The 16,675-nt window shown below is 47.6% G+C and carries 14 protein-coding genes, 2 pseudogenes and 1 riboswitch; of the genes and pseudogenes, 10 read left to right on the top strand and 6 right to left on the bottom strand.

Translation table 11 applies throughout. The features are described 5' to 3' along the window. Positions 1–593: 593 nt before the first annotated feature. On the bottom strand, positions 594–1,862 hold the full coding sequence (locus AC0TWI_RS08435) for an MFS transporter (RefSeq protein WP_488125902.1): 1,269 nt from the start codon (positions 1,860–1,862) through the stop codon (positions 594–596). 201 nt (positions 1,863–2,063) lie between these two features. After that, positions 2,064–2,248, top strand: a riboswitch (cobalamin riboswitch). A 119-nt stretch (positions 2,249–2,367) separates the two neighbouring features. Between AC0TWI_RS08435 and AC0TWI_RS08430 the strand changes: the two are divergent. From AC0TWI_RS08430 to AC0TWI_RS08405, 6 genes and pseudogenes are all read left to right on the top strand, one after another. After that, a pseudogene (locus AC0TWI_RS08430) lies at positions 2,368–3,708 on the top strand (ribonucleotide reductase N-terminal alpha domain-containing protein); the annotation flags it as partial. Positions 3,709–3,852: 144 nt separating this feature from the next. Then, positions 3,853–4,578: a hypothetical protein gene (locus tag AC0TWI_RS08425; RefSeq protein ID WP_488125901.1), complete on the top strand. Its 726-nt coding sequence runs from the start codon at positions 3,853–3,855 to the stop codon at positions 4,576–4,578. A gap of 231 nt (positions 4,579–4,809) precedes the next feature. Then, positions 4,810–5,736 (top strand): annotated as a pseudogene (locus tag AC0TWI_RS08420) (ribonucleoside-diphosphate reductase subunit alpha); the annotation flags it as partial. Between the two features lie 44 nt (positions 5,737–5,780). After that, positions 5,781–6,194 (top strand): flavodoxin, encoded by a 414-nt coding sequence (locus tag AC0TWI_RS08415; RefSeq protein WP_488125900.1) that lies wholly within the window; start codon positions 5,781–5,783, stop codon positions 6,192–6,194. Continuing rightward, positions 6,142–7,182: a ribonucleotide-diphosphate reductase subunit beta gene (locus tag AC0TWI_RS08410; protein ID WP_488125899.1), complete on the top strand. Its 1,041-nt coding sequence runs from the start codon at positions 6,142–6,144 to the stop codon at positions 7,180–7,182. The genes AC0TWI_RS08415 and AC0TWI_RS08410 overlap by 53 nt, the downstream gene beginning before the upstream one ends. Positions 7,183–7,807: 625 nt before the next feature. Then, a complete protein-coding gene (locus tag AC0TWI_RS08405; RefSeq protein ID WP_488125898.1) occupies positions 7,808–8,191 on the top strand; it encodes a VOC family protein in 384 nt (127 codons plus the stop codon). Positions 8,192–8,274: 83 nt separating this feature from the next. On the opposite strand, the gene AC0TWI_RS08400 is transcribed toward AC0TWI_RS08405, so the two are convergent. The 3 genes from AC0TWI_RS08400 to ku form a co-directional block, all read right to left on the bottom strand. After that, the gene (locus AC0TWI_RS08400) at positions 8,275–8,475 is read right to left on the bottom strand and encodes a cold-shock protein (RefSeq protein ID WP_144919921.1); all 201 of its coding nucleotides are present in this window, start codon (positions 8,473–8,475) and stop codon (positions 8,275–8,277) included. A gap of 511 nt (positions 8,476–8,986) precedes the next feature. Beyond that, entirely contained in the window at positions 8,987–9,631 is a 645-nt protein-coding gene (locus AC0TWI_RS08395) for a phosphatase PAP2 family protein (RefSeq protein WP_488125897.1), read from the bottom strand. 32 nt (positions 9,632–9,663) lie between these two features. Continuing rightward, on the bottom strand, positions 9,664–10,494 hold the full coding sequence (ku, locus tag AC0TWI_RS08390; RefSeq protein WP_488125896.1) for a non-homologous end joining protein Ku: 831 nt from the start codon (positions 10,492–10,494) through the stop codon (positions 9,664–9,666). Positions 10,495–10,609: 115 nt separating this feature from the next. On the opposite strand from ku, the gene ligD reads away from it, so the two are divergent. Further along, positions 10,610–12,442: a DNA ligase D gene (ligD, locus tag AC0TWI_RS08385; protein WP_488125895.1), complete on the top strand. Its 1,833-nt coding sequence runs from the start codon at positions 10,610–10,612 to the stop codon at positions 12,440–12,442. Here the strand turns inward: ligD and AC0TWI_RS08380 are convergent. Then, positions 12,439–13,149: a hypothetical protein gene (locus tag AC0TWI_RS08380; protein WP_488125894.1), complete on the bottom strand. Its 711-nt coding sequence runs from the start codon at positions 13,147–13,149 to the stop codon at positions 12,439–12,441. The two genes, ligD and AC0TWI_RS08380, sit on opposite strands and share 4 nt — an antisense overlap. Positions 13,150–13,257: 108 nt before the next feature. Continuing rightward, positions 13,258–13,581: a DUF4870 domain-containing protein gene (locus tag AC0TWI_RS08375; RefSeq protein ID WP_488125893.1), complete on the bottom strand. Its 324-nt coding sequence runs from the start codon at positions 13,579–13,581 to the stop codon at positions 13,258–13,260. Positions 13,582–13,931: 350 nt separating this feature from the next. Between AC0TWI_RS08375 and AC0TWI_RS08370 the strand changes: the two genes are divergently transcribed. The 3 genes from AC0TWI_RS08370 (at position 13,932) to AC0TWI_RS08360 (ending at position 16,496) form a co-directional block, all read left to right on the top strand. Then, on the top strand, positions 13,932–14,495 hold the full coding sequence (locus AC0TWI_RS08370) for a GNAT family N-acetyltransferase (protein ID WP_488125892.1): 564 nt from the start codon (positions 13,932–13,934) through the stop codon (positions 14,493–14,495). A 150-nt stretch (positions 14,496–14,645) separates the two neighbouring features. Next, on the top strand, positions 14,646–16,004 hold the full coding sequence (locus AC0TWI_RS08365) for an MATE family efflux transporter (protein WP_488125891.1): 1,359 nt from the start codon (positions 14,646–14,648) through the stop codon (positions 16,002–16,004). A 93-nt stretch (positions 16,005–16,097) separates the two neighbouring features. Continuing rightward, complete coding sequence (locus AC0TWI_RS08360; RefSeq protein ID WP_488125890.1) at positions 16,098–16,496, top strand: VOC family protein; 399 nt, start codon at positions 16,098–16,100, stop codon at positions 16,494–16,496. The last annotated feature ends 179 nt before the right edge of the window (positions 16,497–16,675 follow it).

The raw sequence follows: 16,675 nt of genomic DNA, 5'->3' as shown, positions 1-16,675 counted from the left end.
ACAGGAGCCGTTCCCATCAACAATCCCCGTCCAAACCTTTAATACAGGCAATATTGTATGGTATAACATAATAAGTAGAAATTTGTATAAACTGAATTGGGAATGCTGAGGCCCCACTAAACAAGAGGATTAGCTCTAAGTATAAGAATAAAATTACTGGAAAGGAATGGCGACTGGCGGTTTGCCACGAACCTTGGTAATCTACCTTATGAGAGAAATTAGTTTGCTAAAAAAACTTACGATATTAGCGATTTCGATGCTGATGATTCTTTATCTATCTTTTTTCATACGCAACCAATTCACTTTTGATCGCTCTATCGTTTTGCATTTGGTATTGGGCTCTTGCTTTTTGCTGTCGAGTATTTCTCAATTTAAACGAAAGAGTTATGTTTTTGGATCCATTTCTGCCTGGGGAGTCATACTAATATTGGTTAGCCTTTTCCAGACCCACTCTGGTTAAAGCCTATCGGTGATTTTCTCCTGTTTAACTTAGTCCCAAATTATTCAATATTCAAAGTTAGTCAACTAGACCTAGGTTTAGTATTTTATTAGAAAAGGTCTTTTTTTGCCTAATCTCCCTCTCTATTCCACAGTCATGCTCTCAGTCTCTCGTCCTCTCTCTTTTCCTTATCAATCGACTTGAACACAACGAAAAAGTACAATGACCCGCATAGGTACAACAAGCATGTGATCGAAAAGACGATTGCATAGCCTCGGTAAGAGCCATTCGCCGCGACGATTCCCATCGACACCGGCCCCATCAGCGCCCAGCCGAGGTTGAACGCCATCTGGTTGACGGAGTTCGCGAGGCCTTTTACGTCATCGTCGACCTTCGACATCATCAGTGACATTTGAATCGGGTTGCCGGCGTTCATGAGCGCCTGGCGGAACAGGAAGCCGAATGTCGCCAGCAAAAGACTGTTGGTAAATCCGGTCAGCAGCAAAAACGGCAAGGAAGCGAGCTGCAGGAAGACGACTGCCCGCACCTCTCCGATTTTTTTCACGACTGCCGGGCCGATGAACATCGCGACAGCAGTCGCGGCCTGCCCGAGCGAGATGATCAGGCCGATGGATGTTGTCGAAGCCTGGAACCGGTCGGCAAAGTACAGGTTCAGATACGGGATGACGAGTCCTGCGCCGAATCCGATAAAGAGCTGGGCGATCGCGAACAGGATGATCATCCTCAAGCTTTTCCGATGCGCCTTCAAGTGGCGGAACAGGTTCTGTTCCATCGCCAGTTTTTCAGCCGGCTGCTTTTTCCTTTCATCAATCCGCCAGATCGGCACAAGACTGCATAAAAAGATGACCGACCCGGCAAGCAGCGTTACCCTGATTGCCATGAGCGGTGTCCAAAACATTCCGAAAACATCGGTCAAAGAGCCTCCAATCAGGTTTCCGACGACGTTTGCGGCTGTCATCAGCCCAAAATGAAGCGCGAACAGCTTCACCCTTTCTGCAGGCGAGGAATTCTCGGCAAGCAGCGGAATCGTCGATACTTGGATGAACGCCTGTGTGAGTCCGGTCATGAATGCTGCAATAAGAAGCAGATGCTGCGGCTCGATCACACTCCTGAACACGAGTGATATCCCTGTAAAGAACATACCGAACAAGATGATGTTTTTCCTGCCGATCCGGTCGCTCAACAGGCCAGCCGGGATCAGGATGATCGCCGTTGCCAAAGCTGTCATCGAGATCACTTGCCCATTCACCGCATCGGGAAATTCCAATTCACGAATATAAAAATTATAAATGACCATAAAAATACCCAGCCCGATTTGGCTGAATATATTGGCAATAAACGCCAGCTTGATATTCCGGTTGAAACTTTTCCAGCTTGAACTCCATTTGAGAAGCTGTTTCATGTACATCCTCCACTCATTATTTCGATACCCTAAACAATAATAAGTCGGAATTGGCAAAAAGTAAATGGATTGGATGAATTTATTTTAGCCGTAATTTTCTACAGGAACTTACCTGTTTCGTTTGCAACAATCCGGGTAAGATGATAGTATGCTATTGACACTATATTTAGTGTTTGATAGTTCTATAAAATACCATATGTTGAGATTTTAACAAGATCAGGTGCCCGCATCAGGGTTTAAAAGGGAATCCGGTGAAAGTCCGGAACTGTCCCCGCAACTGTAATTGCCGACGAAAGGGAATCGCCACTGTATCCACCGGGATATGGGAAGGCTCCCCGGTAGGATGACGCATAAGTCAGGAGACCTGCCTGGTTTTGTCCGAGTTTCAATTCTTCGGGGATTGAGGAGATGAAACGATAGCGAAACAGGTCTTTCTCTTTCCTATCGTTTTCCATCCGCTCCTTCCCCGGGGCGGATTTTTATTTTTCTTAGGAGGATGAGATTGATGTCGACCATCATCAAAAAAGAAACGGGTTCACGGGAGCTTGAATTCAATGAAGAACGGCTCCGCAACTACATTTCCCGCGTGGCGGGAATCGAATCGGAAGAGTATGCCGGAAAAGTTATCCGGGCGATTTCCGCGAAAAAGGAATGGAAGGCCGAGTCGATTACCCAGCTTCTCATCAATACGGCGCTCGAAAACATTGATGAAGTGAACACCCACTGGTCGCATGTTGCGGCGAAAGTATATTTGGAGAATCTCTATAAAAAAGCGAGCCAGAACCGTTCGTATGACAAAGAAGCAAAATACGGCGACTTTTATGGACTGCTGAAGACACTCGCTGGAAAAGGCATTTACGCGCCGAACATCCTTGAAAAATACAGCCGTGAGGAGATCCTCTCGCTTGCCGAACTGATCGAGCCGGAACGCGACCTGCTCTTCGACTATATCGGCCTTCACACACTGGCAACGCGCTACCTGGCTACCGACCACGAGAAAAATACATACGAACTGCCACAGGAGCGCTGGCTCGTCATCGCCATGCATCTTATGCAGGACGAACCGTCCGACAAGCGTTCGAAGCTAGTCGGCGAAGCTTACTGGGCACTGTCCAACCTTTATATGACCGTGGCGACACCAACGCTAGCGAACGCCGGTCTTGCCCACGGGCAATTGTCCAGCTGCTTCATCGACACGGTCGAAGATTCGCTGCTTGGCATCTACAACAGCAACACCGACATCGCCCGGCTATCAAAAGACGGCGGCGGAATCGGCGTCTATATGGGCAAAGTCAGAAGCCGCGGAAGCTCGATCAAAGGGTTTTCCGGTGCGTCATCCGGAGTACTTCCATGGATCAAACAGCTCAACAATACTGCTGTCAGCGTAGATCAGCTAGGTCGGCGTAAAGGTGCGGTTGCCGTTTATTTGGACGTTTGGCATGCCGACATCCTCTCCTTCCTCGACCTCAAATTGAACAATGGGGATGAGCGCCAGCGTGCGCATGACATCTTCACCGGCGTCTGCCTCCCTGACCTGTTCATGGAGCAGGTCGAGCGTCGCGGAGATTGGTATCTTTTCGACCCGCATGAAGTGAAGACGGTAATGGGCTATTCTCTCGAGGATTTTTATGATGAGAAGAAAGGCGAAGGCTCCTTCCGCGAGAAGTACGAGGAGTGCGTCCAATCGAACGGATTGACCAAAACAAAGGTCCCTGCGATTCAAATCATGGCAAGGATCATGAAATCACAGCTTGAGACCGGCACGCCGTTCATGTTCTACCGCGACGAAGTGAATCGGAAAAACCCGAATGGACATGAAGGAATGATCTATTCCAGCAATTTGTGTTAATGTTAGCACCTTCAGTCAGTAATGGCTGTCGAAAACTCCGTTAAACGGGGAAACCCTTATTTATAAGGCAATCCCGTGCTAAATCTCTGCTGTTGTAGTAACATCGAAATGAGAACAAATATTCCCATGGAGGTGTGTTTGTTGGCAAAGCCCTTTGGTTTTGTTTACGAGACTACAAACAGGATTAATGGTATGAAATACATTGGGAAATGTATATATGGTCGGGCAAACAATTGGGAAACATATTTAGGGTCAGGATTGTATTTGAAAAGAGCTATTAAGAAGTATGGAAAAGAAAACTTCAGAAGAGAAATTCTTGCCGAAGCTTTTACGGAAAAAGAATTAAACCAAATGGAAGAGTTGTTTATCGAAAAACGGAATGCCGTAGCTTCACCGGACTATTACAATATAAAACCTACTTCAATCGGCGGAGACTGTTTTACAATGAACCCTAACAAGGAAAAAATCAGGGTCAAGAAGGTAAAACAAATGACAGGTTCTTCTAATCATCAGTTTGGGAAGAAAAAAACAAAAAGGATGATCGAATCTGTGAAACAAGCAAACTCCAAAGCGATAGTTATTGATGACATCCACTATTGCTCGATCGCAGAGGCATCAAGATGTTTATCGATTAACAATACGACCATTCTGTATCGATTGGATTCCGATAATTTTCCAAACTACCGAAGGCTGGCCCCTAAAAGCGAAAAGCCCACTCATAAGGCTGCCGCTTATAAATGCATAGTCAAGAATGTCACTTATGAGAGCATTGCTAAAGCCGCTAGTGCTCATAATATTTCTACTCACGCAATGCGGATGAGAATGTATTCGAAAAACTTCCCAGACCATCATATCATTACAGAGTAAATGCCTAACGACTATCGAAAGCATAGCTAGTTGGAAAAATACTAGTGAAGAAGCGAGTAGAGTACCCCTCAAGCGAGGCTCTGATGAAAAGCAGAGATAATTCATAAAGGGAAAAGCGGAGCATCCTACCAGGTTAAGCTGAGGATGATGATATAGTCTCCTCTACATGGTGACATGTAGCTGCATAGTTATTATGCGGATTAGGTGTAGCGAGCCTAATTGAAGAAGAGGACCGAAATAATGCAAAACATGTCTGCTACGGTCCAGACCGAAGAAAAAATCGAAGACGGCATGATTATCACTTATAAAAAGCCGGGCGACTTTGTCGTGTGCAACCTTTCCTCTATCAATCTCGGAAAAGCTGTTCCTGACGGAGCACTCGAGCGCCTGATTCCGATTCAGGTCCGGATGCTCGACAATGTTATCGATTTGAATACGATTGATGTCAAACAAGCTACCATTACGAACCGGAAATACCGGGCGGTCGGCCTCGGCACTTTCGGCTGGCACCATCTCCTCGCTTTGAAGGGTATTAAATGGGAGACGGATGAAGCTGCTGAGTTTGCGGATGATCTATACAAGACAATCGCATACCTCACAATCCAATCAAGCAGCGAGCTGGCGAAAGAAAAAGGCGCCTACCCTGCATTTGCGGGAAGCGACTGGGCTACAGGCGACTATTTCAGAGAGCGGGGCTATTTGGACGGCGGACAAGCCGAAGAATGGCAAGCACTGATGGAAGAAATCGGCGAACACGGAATCCGCAACGGATACTTGATGGCAGTTGCGCCAAATTCAAGCACATCCGTCATCGCCGGCTCTACAGCAAGCATCGATCCGGTCTTCAAGCCGTTCTATTATGAGGAGAAGAAGGATTTCAAGCTGCCTGTCGCAGCGCCTGATCTTGATCACCGCACGTATGACGTATACCGCAAATCAGCGTATGTTGTAGATCAGCGCTGGTCAGTCCGCCAGAACGCAGCGCGCCAGAAGCATATCGACCAGTCGATCTCCTTCAATTTCTATGTGCCGCATACGATCAAGGCTCAAGTCTTGCTTGATCTTCACCTGCAGGCGTGGGATTCCGGGCTGAAAACGACGTATTACGTCCGCTCGACCGCCACGGATATCGAGGACTGTGTCTGGTGCGAATCCTGATTTGTTACGCCAGTTTCAGCGGCAACACGCAGGAGACGGCCGAAATGATCGGAACGGTGCTGTTGGAGAAAGGCTGCGAGACGACATTGTACAGGATCGGCGGCGGCGGGGCGATCCCCGATCCGTCCGCCTTCGATGCAATGCTCGTCGGCAGCTTCACCTGGGCGAAAGGCTCGACTCCCCTGCTTGTGAAGGATTTTGTCTATGAGCTCGGATACAAGCCGCCGGCTGTCTTCGTTTTCGGCACCGGCGACACCCAATTTGGCGGGGATGATCTCTTTTGCAGTGCTGCTGAAAAGCTTGCCCGTTTTTACGGATCGGCGGCCCCCCCTTTAAAAATCGAACAAAGTCCCCGAGGCGCTCAGGAACAACAGGTCCGCGCCTGGACAGAAGGAGTGTATGCATATGTCAGAAACATTAACGATGGTAAAAGTATTGGAGCCGGCGAACCCAAATAGATCGACCGCTCTATTCGGCGGAAAGGCGAGCGGGATTTTGAATTGGAATGACCTTGCCTATCCGCACTTTTATGAACACCGTGAACAAATCCGCGCCCTTTTCTGGCGTGCCAATGAAGTGGACATGACCCACGACATCAAGCAATTTCCACGGTTGGACGAGAGAGAACGGGAAGCTTTCCTCAAAATCATCGGCCTGCTGGCCACTTTAGACGGCCCGCAGACGGATATGGCGGCAAGGATTTCACAATTCTCGACCGATCCATCCGTCAAATCTATCATGGCGACAATCGCTGACCAGGAGAGCGAGCATAACCACAGCTATGCGTATGTGCTTTCTTCTGTAACAAATCACCGGGCACAGATGGAATCGTTTGAAATGGGACGGAAAGATGAGGTGCTTCTGAAGCGCAACGAGCGGATTGTCGACGTGTACAATGATTTCGCCGAAAATCCGACAATCGAAAACGTCCTGAAAGCCATGGTCTACACGACACTGCTGGAAGGCCTGTTCTTCTATTCCGGATTCGCCTTCTTCTACAATCTCGCCCGCAACCAGAAGATGGTCGGCACATCAACGATGATTTCCTATATCAACCGCGATGAGCTGCAGCACGGCCGCTTCATCAGCGAGCTGTTCCGCGCCACACTCTCTGAAAACCCGGAACTTAATACGGAAGAATTCACGGAGTGGGTGTACGAACAGTTCCGCTTCTCCGTCGAGCAGGAGACGATCTGGAGCCGGTATGTTCTGGACGGAATCGAAGGCATCGACCTGATGGAAATGGAAGGCTATATCCAGTACCGCGCAAATAAAATGCTGCGCATGCTCGGCCTGAGCGACCTCTACCCCGACCATACCGACAACCCGATGAAATGGATCCGGGCGTACGTCGACAATTTCGACGACACGAAAACAGACTTCTTCGAACAAAAATCACGGCAGTATACGAAGACGAGCGACTTGAATGGATTTGATGAGCTGTGAGAAAAGCGGAGGCGGCCGTTTAGCGACGTACAGATTGGAGGGATTCTGACGAGATAAAGGAAACAAGGCGACGAAGGAGCCGATGCTGACTTATCGTAGGAAGAATCCCGAAATCTGCTAGTTGCTGGCCGCCGGAGCTAGACAATGAAAAGCGGAGGCGCCTTGAACAGCTGCGACAAGCATAAGGCGAAGCCGGAAAAAGGCGTGTTTCAGCCTTTCTCCTGCTTTGACTTATGACCTCTAGCAGCTAGGCGCCGCAGCTAGACAATGAAAAGCGGAAGGCGATTGATCAGGGGCGACAAGCACAAGATGAGAAAGGAAAAAGGCGCTTTCCAGCCTTTCTCCTTTCTTGACTTGTGACCTCGAGCCCCTATCGCCTGCAGCTAGACAATGAAAGGCGGAAGGCGATTGATCAGGGGCGACAAGCACAAGACGAGAAAGGAAAAAGGCGCTTTCCAGCCTTTCTCCTTTCTTGACTTGTGACCTCGAGCCCCTATCGCCTGCAGCTAGACAATGAAAGGCCCCGTCCGGCAAAATAGCGGACGGTTTTTTTAGGCAAAAAAGGTTTTTGTTCAGGAATATAGAATTTGATTAGAAAACCATCTTTTTCACAAGGAGAACAGTCATGAAAAACCTTTTACTGCAATCGCATTGTATCTTTCCAACGCTGGATATGAACAAGACCGCAAAATTCTACGAACAGAGAATGGGTTTTACTTCTGTCCGCTATGTAGACGCGGATGAGCCCCATATTTGCTTATACCGGGATACCATAGAAATTATTCTAACCCAATCAACCGGTCAACAGGTCATGCCGAATCGGGTCTTATACGGATATGGGTATGATGCGTACTTTATCACCAAAAATCAAGAGGATCTTCAAGAGGAGTTTGAACGCGCGAATGTGAAGATCGTTCGTCCGCTTAATGATACGGATTACAATAACAGAGAATTCGTTATCGAAGACGTCGACGGAAGATGGCTAGCTTTTGGTCTGAAGGTGGAGTAATGGCAGAGTGCTTCTGCCAGGGCCAAGGAAACAAAAAAAAGGATGCCCCTAATGGGACATCCTCTTTTCAGTTCGTGAACTTATTATAGTTTAACAACGTTTTCAGCTTGTGGTCCACGTTGTCCTTCAACGATTTCAAATTCAACTTGTTGACCTTCGTCAAGTGTTTTGTAGCCTTCGCCTTGAATTGCGCTGAAGTGTACGAATACATCGTTGCCGCCTTCAACTTCGATGAAGCCAAATCCTTTTTCACTGTTAAACCATTTTACTGTTCCTGTTGCCATGGGTAAAAACCTCCAAAAATTTTTTAATATGTTACTCATATTTACGGTGTAAATAAAAATTCACATATTATAAACAATACCCACAATCTGGAGTAGATATTCTTTATAACATGCGAACGTAACTCCATACAATATTCATTAATATTAAAACTGTGCAGCCGTATTTTGCGGTAATGACAGGTAAAACTGGTAAATCCAAAACAACGAAAGCCCTTCCTCTCTCCCGTCCTTGCGGCTCCTCGACCGCGCCAGTGAGATTTGCATTTCAATACGAATCGTATTGTGAGGAAAAAGGTTTGGTTTGGATCCGGGCTAAAAACTTGTCTTCTATAATTAAGTTCTACCTAATCATACATGAGCATGTTAGAAAAAGCAAGAAAACGGATCAAATCTTTTTCGTTTAAATTCTGCAAAATTCGCAGGCAACTGATGCTATTTTACCCCTTTTTCAAAATATAAAACCCCATTTCCGCAGATTTTTTCAAGTCGGCGAAAAATAGGGTCGAAAGACTTACGCTTGCTCTTTCAATGCCAATCGATAGAGAAAGATGCAGAGCAATACCCAGCCTGCACCGGCAGCGAAACCGCCGATAATGTCGGTCGGATAGTGCACGCCGAGGTAAATCCGGCTGATGCCTGTAAAGAGGATTATCGCCGCCGAAACAGCCATGAGCCCCTTCCGTCCGCGTTTCCCCAGGAATGTGAGCAATGCGAATGTAGCGAAGCTCCAGAAGACCATTGTATTCATCGCATGCCCGCTCGGAAAGCTCGTTCCATCAATCTCAATCAATCGGTGGAAGTTCGGGCGCTCACGCATAAAATGGCTTTTCAGCAAGCGGTTAAGCACCCCGGAACCGAGCGGAATGGCCATCCCTAGAAACAGGCCGAGCGCAAACCGTCTGCGTAAAAAAAGTGCCCCGACCAATACGGCAGCCATCGTATAAATCGCCTTTCCTTCGCCGGCCCACGACAGGAACTTCATCATCTTTGTCAGAAACGGATTTTCAAGCCCCTGAACCCAGTGGATGATGCCGAGATCGAACGTCCTGCCCGCCGCTGTATTGTAAAATATGGCCATAAACAGGAAAATGGCAAGGCAAAAAAGTATCCAACCGACGAACTGGACATTCGTCGTATTTCCCCTCTTCTCTCCCATTTTGATTCTCCCCCTGTTCTAGTTCGTTCTATTTATTTTGACTCCGCCGCTTTTGCCGTTTTCTTTCTTTTGGCCGGCTGTTTTGTTTTTGGCTTCGTCCTGTCGATAGACGCCTGGAGCGCGGCCATCAAATCGGTAACGTTTGCGGCAGGCGCCTTTTCCTTCGCCGTGACAAGTGCCTTGCCTGTCTTTTTCGACTCGACAAGCGCCAGAACATCCTCTCGGTATTCGTCCTTATAGGCAGCCGGGTCAAACGTCGTCGTCAGTTGGTCGATCAGCAGGATAGCCGTATCCAGTTCCTTCTTGGATACCGCATCTCCAGCTGGCACATTCGGGACCTCTGTCGCATTTCGCACCTCGTCCGGATAATGGATCGTCTCCATGACAAGCGTATCTGCATAGACGCGGATAACGGCCAGCTGCTCCTTGGAACGGATCATGATCTTTGCAACACCGACCTTTTCCGACTCTTCCAGCGCCTTGCGGAGGAGGCTGTATGCTTTGCCCCCGCTCCCGTCCGGCGACATATAGTAGCTCCGGTTGAAGTAAATCGGATCAATTTCACTGATCTTGATAAAATCCAAAATCTCCACCGCTTTTTCCCCATTGTTTTTTGCCAGCGCCTTCAGCTCATCTTCCTCAACCGTAACAAATTTCCCTTTCGCCACCTCATACCCTTTGACGATATCCTGCGGACCGACCTCGACCTCGCAAGCGGGACAGGTCTTCTGATATTTGATTGGGGTATGGCATTCCTTATGCAAGGAACGGAAAGAAATATCCTTGTCTTCTGTAGCGGCATGGAGTTTGACGGGGATATTGACGAGCCCGAAACTGATGCTTCCTTTCCACATTGTGTGCATGATGGTTCAACTCCATTTTTTCTATTATTATTGCGGAACTTGACCGTTCTTCATACACATTAACTTCTGGAAAACGGGCTACACTACAAGGAAGTTCAGATACGAGGTGAAAACGATGCTAAAGCCGATGCTTCCCACACTTGCTTCCTCTCTGCCAGCGGCCGGAGAGTGGCGCTATGAAATTAAATATGACGGTTTCCGCGGCCTGCTTGAATGGCGGGATGATAAGCCGCATTTGTGGAGCCGGAATGGCAAAGACCTGCTCCCTCTTTTTCCTGAGCTTCGTTCCTTCCTCGATGAACTCTTCCCGGAGGTGGAACGTCATTTTCCGCTGCTCTTAGACGGTGAATTGGTCATTCTCAGAAATCCGAATGCAGCCGATTTCCAGCTTTTGCAGACGAGGGGGCGTCTCCGCTCCTCTGCGAAAATTGAACAGGCTGCCGCCTCACGCCCTTGTCATTTTCTCGCATTCGATCTGCTGGAAGCGGACGGCAAGGAGCTATACGAGCTTCCTTATGAAAAAAGAAAAGAAAAACTTGAAGCTCTTTTCAGCGGTCTTCACCTGCCTCTTTCTCCTGATCACTCAGACAATTCCCGGCTGCAGCTGATTCCGTCTGCCTCCTCTTATGAAGAGACCGCAAGGACTGTGTTTAATTTTACGGGTGAAGGGATTGTCGGAAAGAAGCTCGGAAGCAAATGGATCGGAGGCAAACGGACGGACAACTGGCTCAAATTTAAAAACTGGCGCACGGTTTCCTGCTTCATAACCGGCATGGATGAAGCAAACCATTATTTCTCTGTCGGCGTCATGGAAAAAGACAGCATCGTTTCGATCGGCGCATTTGTGTCAGGGCTCGATCAAGAGACAAAGTCCGCCCTGAAAGAAACGATCCGGAGTAATTCCAATGGCAAAAACGGCAGCTTCCTTGAAGTCGCTCCGGGCATCTGCCTCGATCTCCATTACTTGGAACGGTATGACGGCGAGTTGCGTGAGACGTACTTTAAAGAACTACGTTTTGATCTGCACCCGGAGGATTGCACAGTTGAAAGATTCCTTACGGATGAGGCGCTGCTGCCCGAATCGGTCCATCTTACGCATCCGGACAAGCCTCTTTTTGAAAAGAACCCGCTGACCAAGCTCGAGTTTGTCCGCTATTTGCGGTATGTTTCCCCGTATCTTTTGCCGTTTTTGCAGAACCGCGTTTTGACGTTGATCAGGGCACCGCATGGGATTTTCGGCGAAAGCTTTTACCAAAAAAGCATACCGGAAACGGCTCCTCCTTTTGTCGATTCCTTTCAATATGAAGACAATGAAATGATCGTCTGCAGCCGGCTCGAAACACTCATCTGGCTTGGAAACCAGCTTGCGATCGAATTCCATATTCCTTTCCGGACAATTGAAAGCCCGTTCGTCAGTGAAATCGTGATGGACCTTGACCCGCCGGCACGCTCCGAATTCGGGCTTGCTGTCAAAGCAGCCAGGTTGCTGAAAGGGCTTTTTGACCAACTTGGCCTTTTGTCCTTTATCAAACTGTCCGGCAATAAAGGGATGCAGGTTTACATCCCGCTGCCTGAAGGGCAATTCTCCTGGGAGGATACGCGGCTGTTCACGGAATTGGCAGCACGGTTTCTGCTCGAACAGGACCCTGAATCGTTCACGGTAGAAAGGTTGAAAAAGAACCGGGGAAACCGTCTCTATGTCGACTTTATCCAGCACGCTGAGGGAAAGACAATCATTGCCCCCTACTCGCTCCGCAATAATGAGGACGGTCTTGTTGCCGCTCCCCTATTCTGGGAGGAAGTGACGGATACGCTTGACCCTGAATGGTTCACTCCTAGGCGAGTATTGGAGAGACTCGGCACGCTGGGCGATCCGTTCCGGCTTTATTTTCAGTCGAAGCACATGCAGCCATTCGGCCAAGTGCTCGAAGCGATACGCTCCTATTAATACTCACTTGCCAGCAAGCCGAGGCAAAACATCTTTTCTTCATTCGTCAGTCGGCTGTCCAATTTGATCAACGGTGCATTGGAACTGTAATATGCCTGGAGCGGAAGGGGCATTTCGCCCTTTTGGATTGTCGCTACTGGCTGTCCATTCTTGCAGATCTGCCTTTGATATGGGGAGCTGCAATGCAAAAATTCGCTTGTGCCAAGCTCGTAGGCCTCTTCCCTCTTCGATCGCCTTGTCTTTTGAATCGACAAAGCAGTCCCTTCGGTGAGAAGACCGACTTCATTTTTTCCGATCAGCAAGCTCCATTCGTTTTCTGTCTTGTGGTCCGTAATCAGCAGTCCAGTTTGAAACCCGTTTGTTCCCCTCCCTTTTTTTCTCTCGACTGTATATGCACAAGCGCCGTTCGATGAATAGAAATAAAGCAGGTTTTCGTCGTTGGGAGAGGGAAGGAGAATCAGCTGTACGGAATTGGCCCGGCTCTTCATAAGAGATCCCGGCAAAGAAGAAATTCTGTAATAATAGTATCCGTATTTGGCGAGAAACCAGAGCCCCGACGCCAAGCAAATGAGACCCGCGGCTGCAACCGGCAAGAATGGTATCCGGACAAAAGCGGGAAGCATAATCAAGGCGAAGATAACAAGGCTAATGATCGTCTGGTGCAGATAAAGGTGCATTTTTGAGGAATAGTGTTTTTTTATATTCATTTGTGGGCGGCTCCTTATGCGGCATACTCTTTATACTATACGGGAGTTTGCGCCAGGACATGCCAAATACTTAAAAACCCGGCGTGCAGAATGCAGCCGGGTTGAGACTTACTTCAAAAAACGTATTGTGAGCGGAATGCGGTAAATTTCTCCCTCGAATGCCTTGATCGCACCCATGATCGTGAAAATGAAAACAACGAGTCCAATAACCGGTAAAATGAGAAAGCCGATCAAGACAACCATCAGGATCGAAGCGACAATTGAATAAATGGAATAGGAAATGAAAAAGTTTAGATATTCCCTTCCGTGTACATCAACAAAAGGTGAACTGTCCTTTTTGAGCAGCCATATGATCAATGGCCCTAAAAATGCGCTGAAAAAACTCGTCACATATATGGCGCATGCCAATATTTTATCATTGCTAGATTCCATATTAAAACACTCCTTTTCTTCTTCTTGTTCTAATTATACGATTTAATTTAAAATAAGGTTTCATTTTTTTTATCCGCTCCAATCTCTTTGTCGAATGAGCGGGAAACACGTCACAAAATAGATTAAATTACCCTATTTTCAAATGGCGATTTTTTTTGTATGATGTCTGTAGAAATACTTCAATTTCATACAGCTCATAATTGAGGGAAGGCAAATGGTGCGCCACCAGTCTGCGCTTGGCTGGTTCTAGTGGGTTCGATTCCCACCCCGAAATTTTTTATGCAACTTTAAAAAATTTCGAGGGTAGGAACGAATTTGTACGGGACTGCCCTGCCCAGGAGGGAGAAAATATGCTCAAAAAGCGAGAATTGAGCGGGCATGAATGTCATGCTTTATTTGATTTAATGACGCACCCTGATGTCTTCCCTTTCGTGCGCCACAAAGCAAATTCCTATGAGGAGTTTGTCTTTTTGACAAAGCAAACGATTGAAGCAGAAGAACGTGGAGAGTTGATTTCAAGGACGATCCTTGATGAATGGGGAAATCCGATAGGAACAATCAACCTATTCGATATCCGGGACGGCGCCGGATTCCTCGGCACATGGATCGGGAAACCGTACCATGGAAAGGGCTATAACTCCCCTGCCAAGGAAGCCTTCTTCCAAGAGTTGTTTTTCGAACACGAGATTTCACAGGTTTATATGCGTATCCGCAAAGAAAATCTCCGTTCCAAGCAAGCTGCGAAAAAGCTTCCCTACTCCGTATTTGCCAATGAAACACGTCCAATGATTTTTAATGAATTGAATAAAGATGAATATATCTATGATCTATTTGAAGTGCCGAAGGATCTATTCCTCCTCAACCATATGAGGGAGGGAGCAATCCAGGAGGCGTTGCAGCCGATGGAAGCCTGATCCTCTCGATGAAGGAGCCGGTTTCCACCGGCTTTTTTCGTATCATCATGTTTACATAATTATATTATGTAAATGTATTTTTTTGTCTACCGGATATTTATAGGATTATGATATAATCCGGTCAGGTTCTAATGGAATAGGATGATGGATTTGATACAAACTTTTACACTCGGAGAGAAATTTAAACGACTTTGGATCATTCTCCTTCCGATCTTGATCACCCAGTTGGCCATGTATTCGATGAGTTTCTTCGACATCGTGATGACCGGGAAGTTTTCACCAGAGCACTTAGCCGGGGTAGCGGTCGGCTCCTCGATTTGGAATCCCGTTTTCACCGGCTTGTCAGGTATTTTGCTGTCGGTCACTCCGATCGTCGCCCATCTGACTGGCGCCGGAAAAAGCAAAGAGGTGCCCTTTACCGTCACACAAGGCATGTATGCCGGAACTGCGATTGCGCTCGTAATCTTAAGCATCGGGGCAATGGCATTGAATCCGATTCTTGATTCGATGCAGCTGGAGGCGGAAGTGAGAAGGGTTGCTTTCTACTACCTGGCCAGCCTTTCATTCGGAATCGTTCCCCTTTTCGTTTATAATGTGCTCCGTTCATTTATTGATGCCCTCGGCAAGACACGGGTTACGATGTTTATCACATTGACGGCGCTGCCGATCAATGTCACTCTGAATTACCTGCTCATTTACGGAAAACTGGGCCTTCCACGGATGGGCGGGATTGGGGCAGGCATCGCGACCGCGATTACCTACTGGCTTATTACGGCGATTGCCGTTGTGATGATCCACCGGAGAAAACCTTTTGCGGACTTCAAGGTGTTCTCCTCTTTCACACGCATCTCCCTTGCCAAATGGAAAGAGATATTCGTGCTCGGCGTGCCGATCGGCTTGGCAATTTTTCTTGAAACGAGCATTTTTTCGGCCGTTACCCTTTTCATGAGCAAATTCGGCACGACGGTGATCGCCGCCCACCAGTCGGCACTGAATTTCGCTTCGGCCCTGTATATGGTCCCGCTCAGCATGTCGATGGCTCTTACAATCGCGATCGGTTATGAAGCGGGAGCCAAACGACTGAAGGATGCACGCCAATACAGCATGCTCGGCATCATTTCCACTGTTTGCACAGCCTTGCTGCTCGGCTCTATGCTATTTCTTTTCCGTGGTCCGATTTCACATCTGTACAGCTCGGACCCTGCTGTTGCCGACATGACGCGCCGCTTCCTGCTATTCGCCGTCTTCTTCCAGCTGTCGGATGCGGTACTGGCGCCGATCCAAGGGACGCTGCGCGGTTACAAGGACGTAAACGTTACGTTCATCATGGCTCTCGTTTCCTTTTGGATCATTGGGCTGCCGCTCGGCTATTTCTTTTCAACGACAGACATGGGGCCATTCGGCTTTTGGATTGGTCTGATTGCCGGTCTTGCTGTGGGAGCCGTGGCTCTCTTTATCCGGCTTCAGCTCGTGCAGCGCAGACAGCAAATTGAATATACGCAAGAATAAAGGATCGATATGGGGACATCATTCAAATAGGAATCGGTGTCCCTTTTTTCACATGACGGCATTTTAATATAATGAAGAAAAGGATTGATTAGATTGAAAAAGGTTACGCCATTCTTAATGTTTCAAAATGGCAAGGCAGAAGAAGCGATGAATTTCTATACATCCTTGATCCCGGATTCGGAGATTACGGCCATCACTCGATATGGAGCAGGTGAAAGTGGAGACGAAGGGACTGTGATTCATGCGGCCTTTACCTTGAAAGGGCAGGAATTCATGTGCTTCGACAGCAACATCAAACATGAGTTTACCTTTACCCCGTCCTTCTCTATCTATCTAACTTGTGACTCAGAAGAAGAGATTGATTCACTTTACGAGAAGCTTATCCAAGATGGTCATCCCCTGATGCCTTTAGGAGACTATGGGTTCAGCAAGAAATTCGGTTGGCTGAATGACCGATTTGGCGTTTCATGGCAGCTGACCCTCCCAAGCTGACCTTGTAGGCAAAAAGAAAAGGAAAACGCTCATGTTGTTGTAAAGTGGTACCTGTAGGTAGGACACTCGAAAAAAAGAGTGTTCAACCTGCAGGTGCTTTTTATATACTTGAAATTAAGAATATGGGATTAGGGGATAACATGAGCAAAGTAACTTTTTCGTCCGAACAGGTAAGTGCA

The sequence above is a fragment of the Lederbergia sp. B243.17 genome (assembly GCF_057657925.1).
The sequence above is the reverse complement of the archived record's forward strand: the minus strand, read 5'-3'. Positions and strand labels throughout refer to the sequence as shown.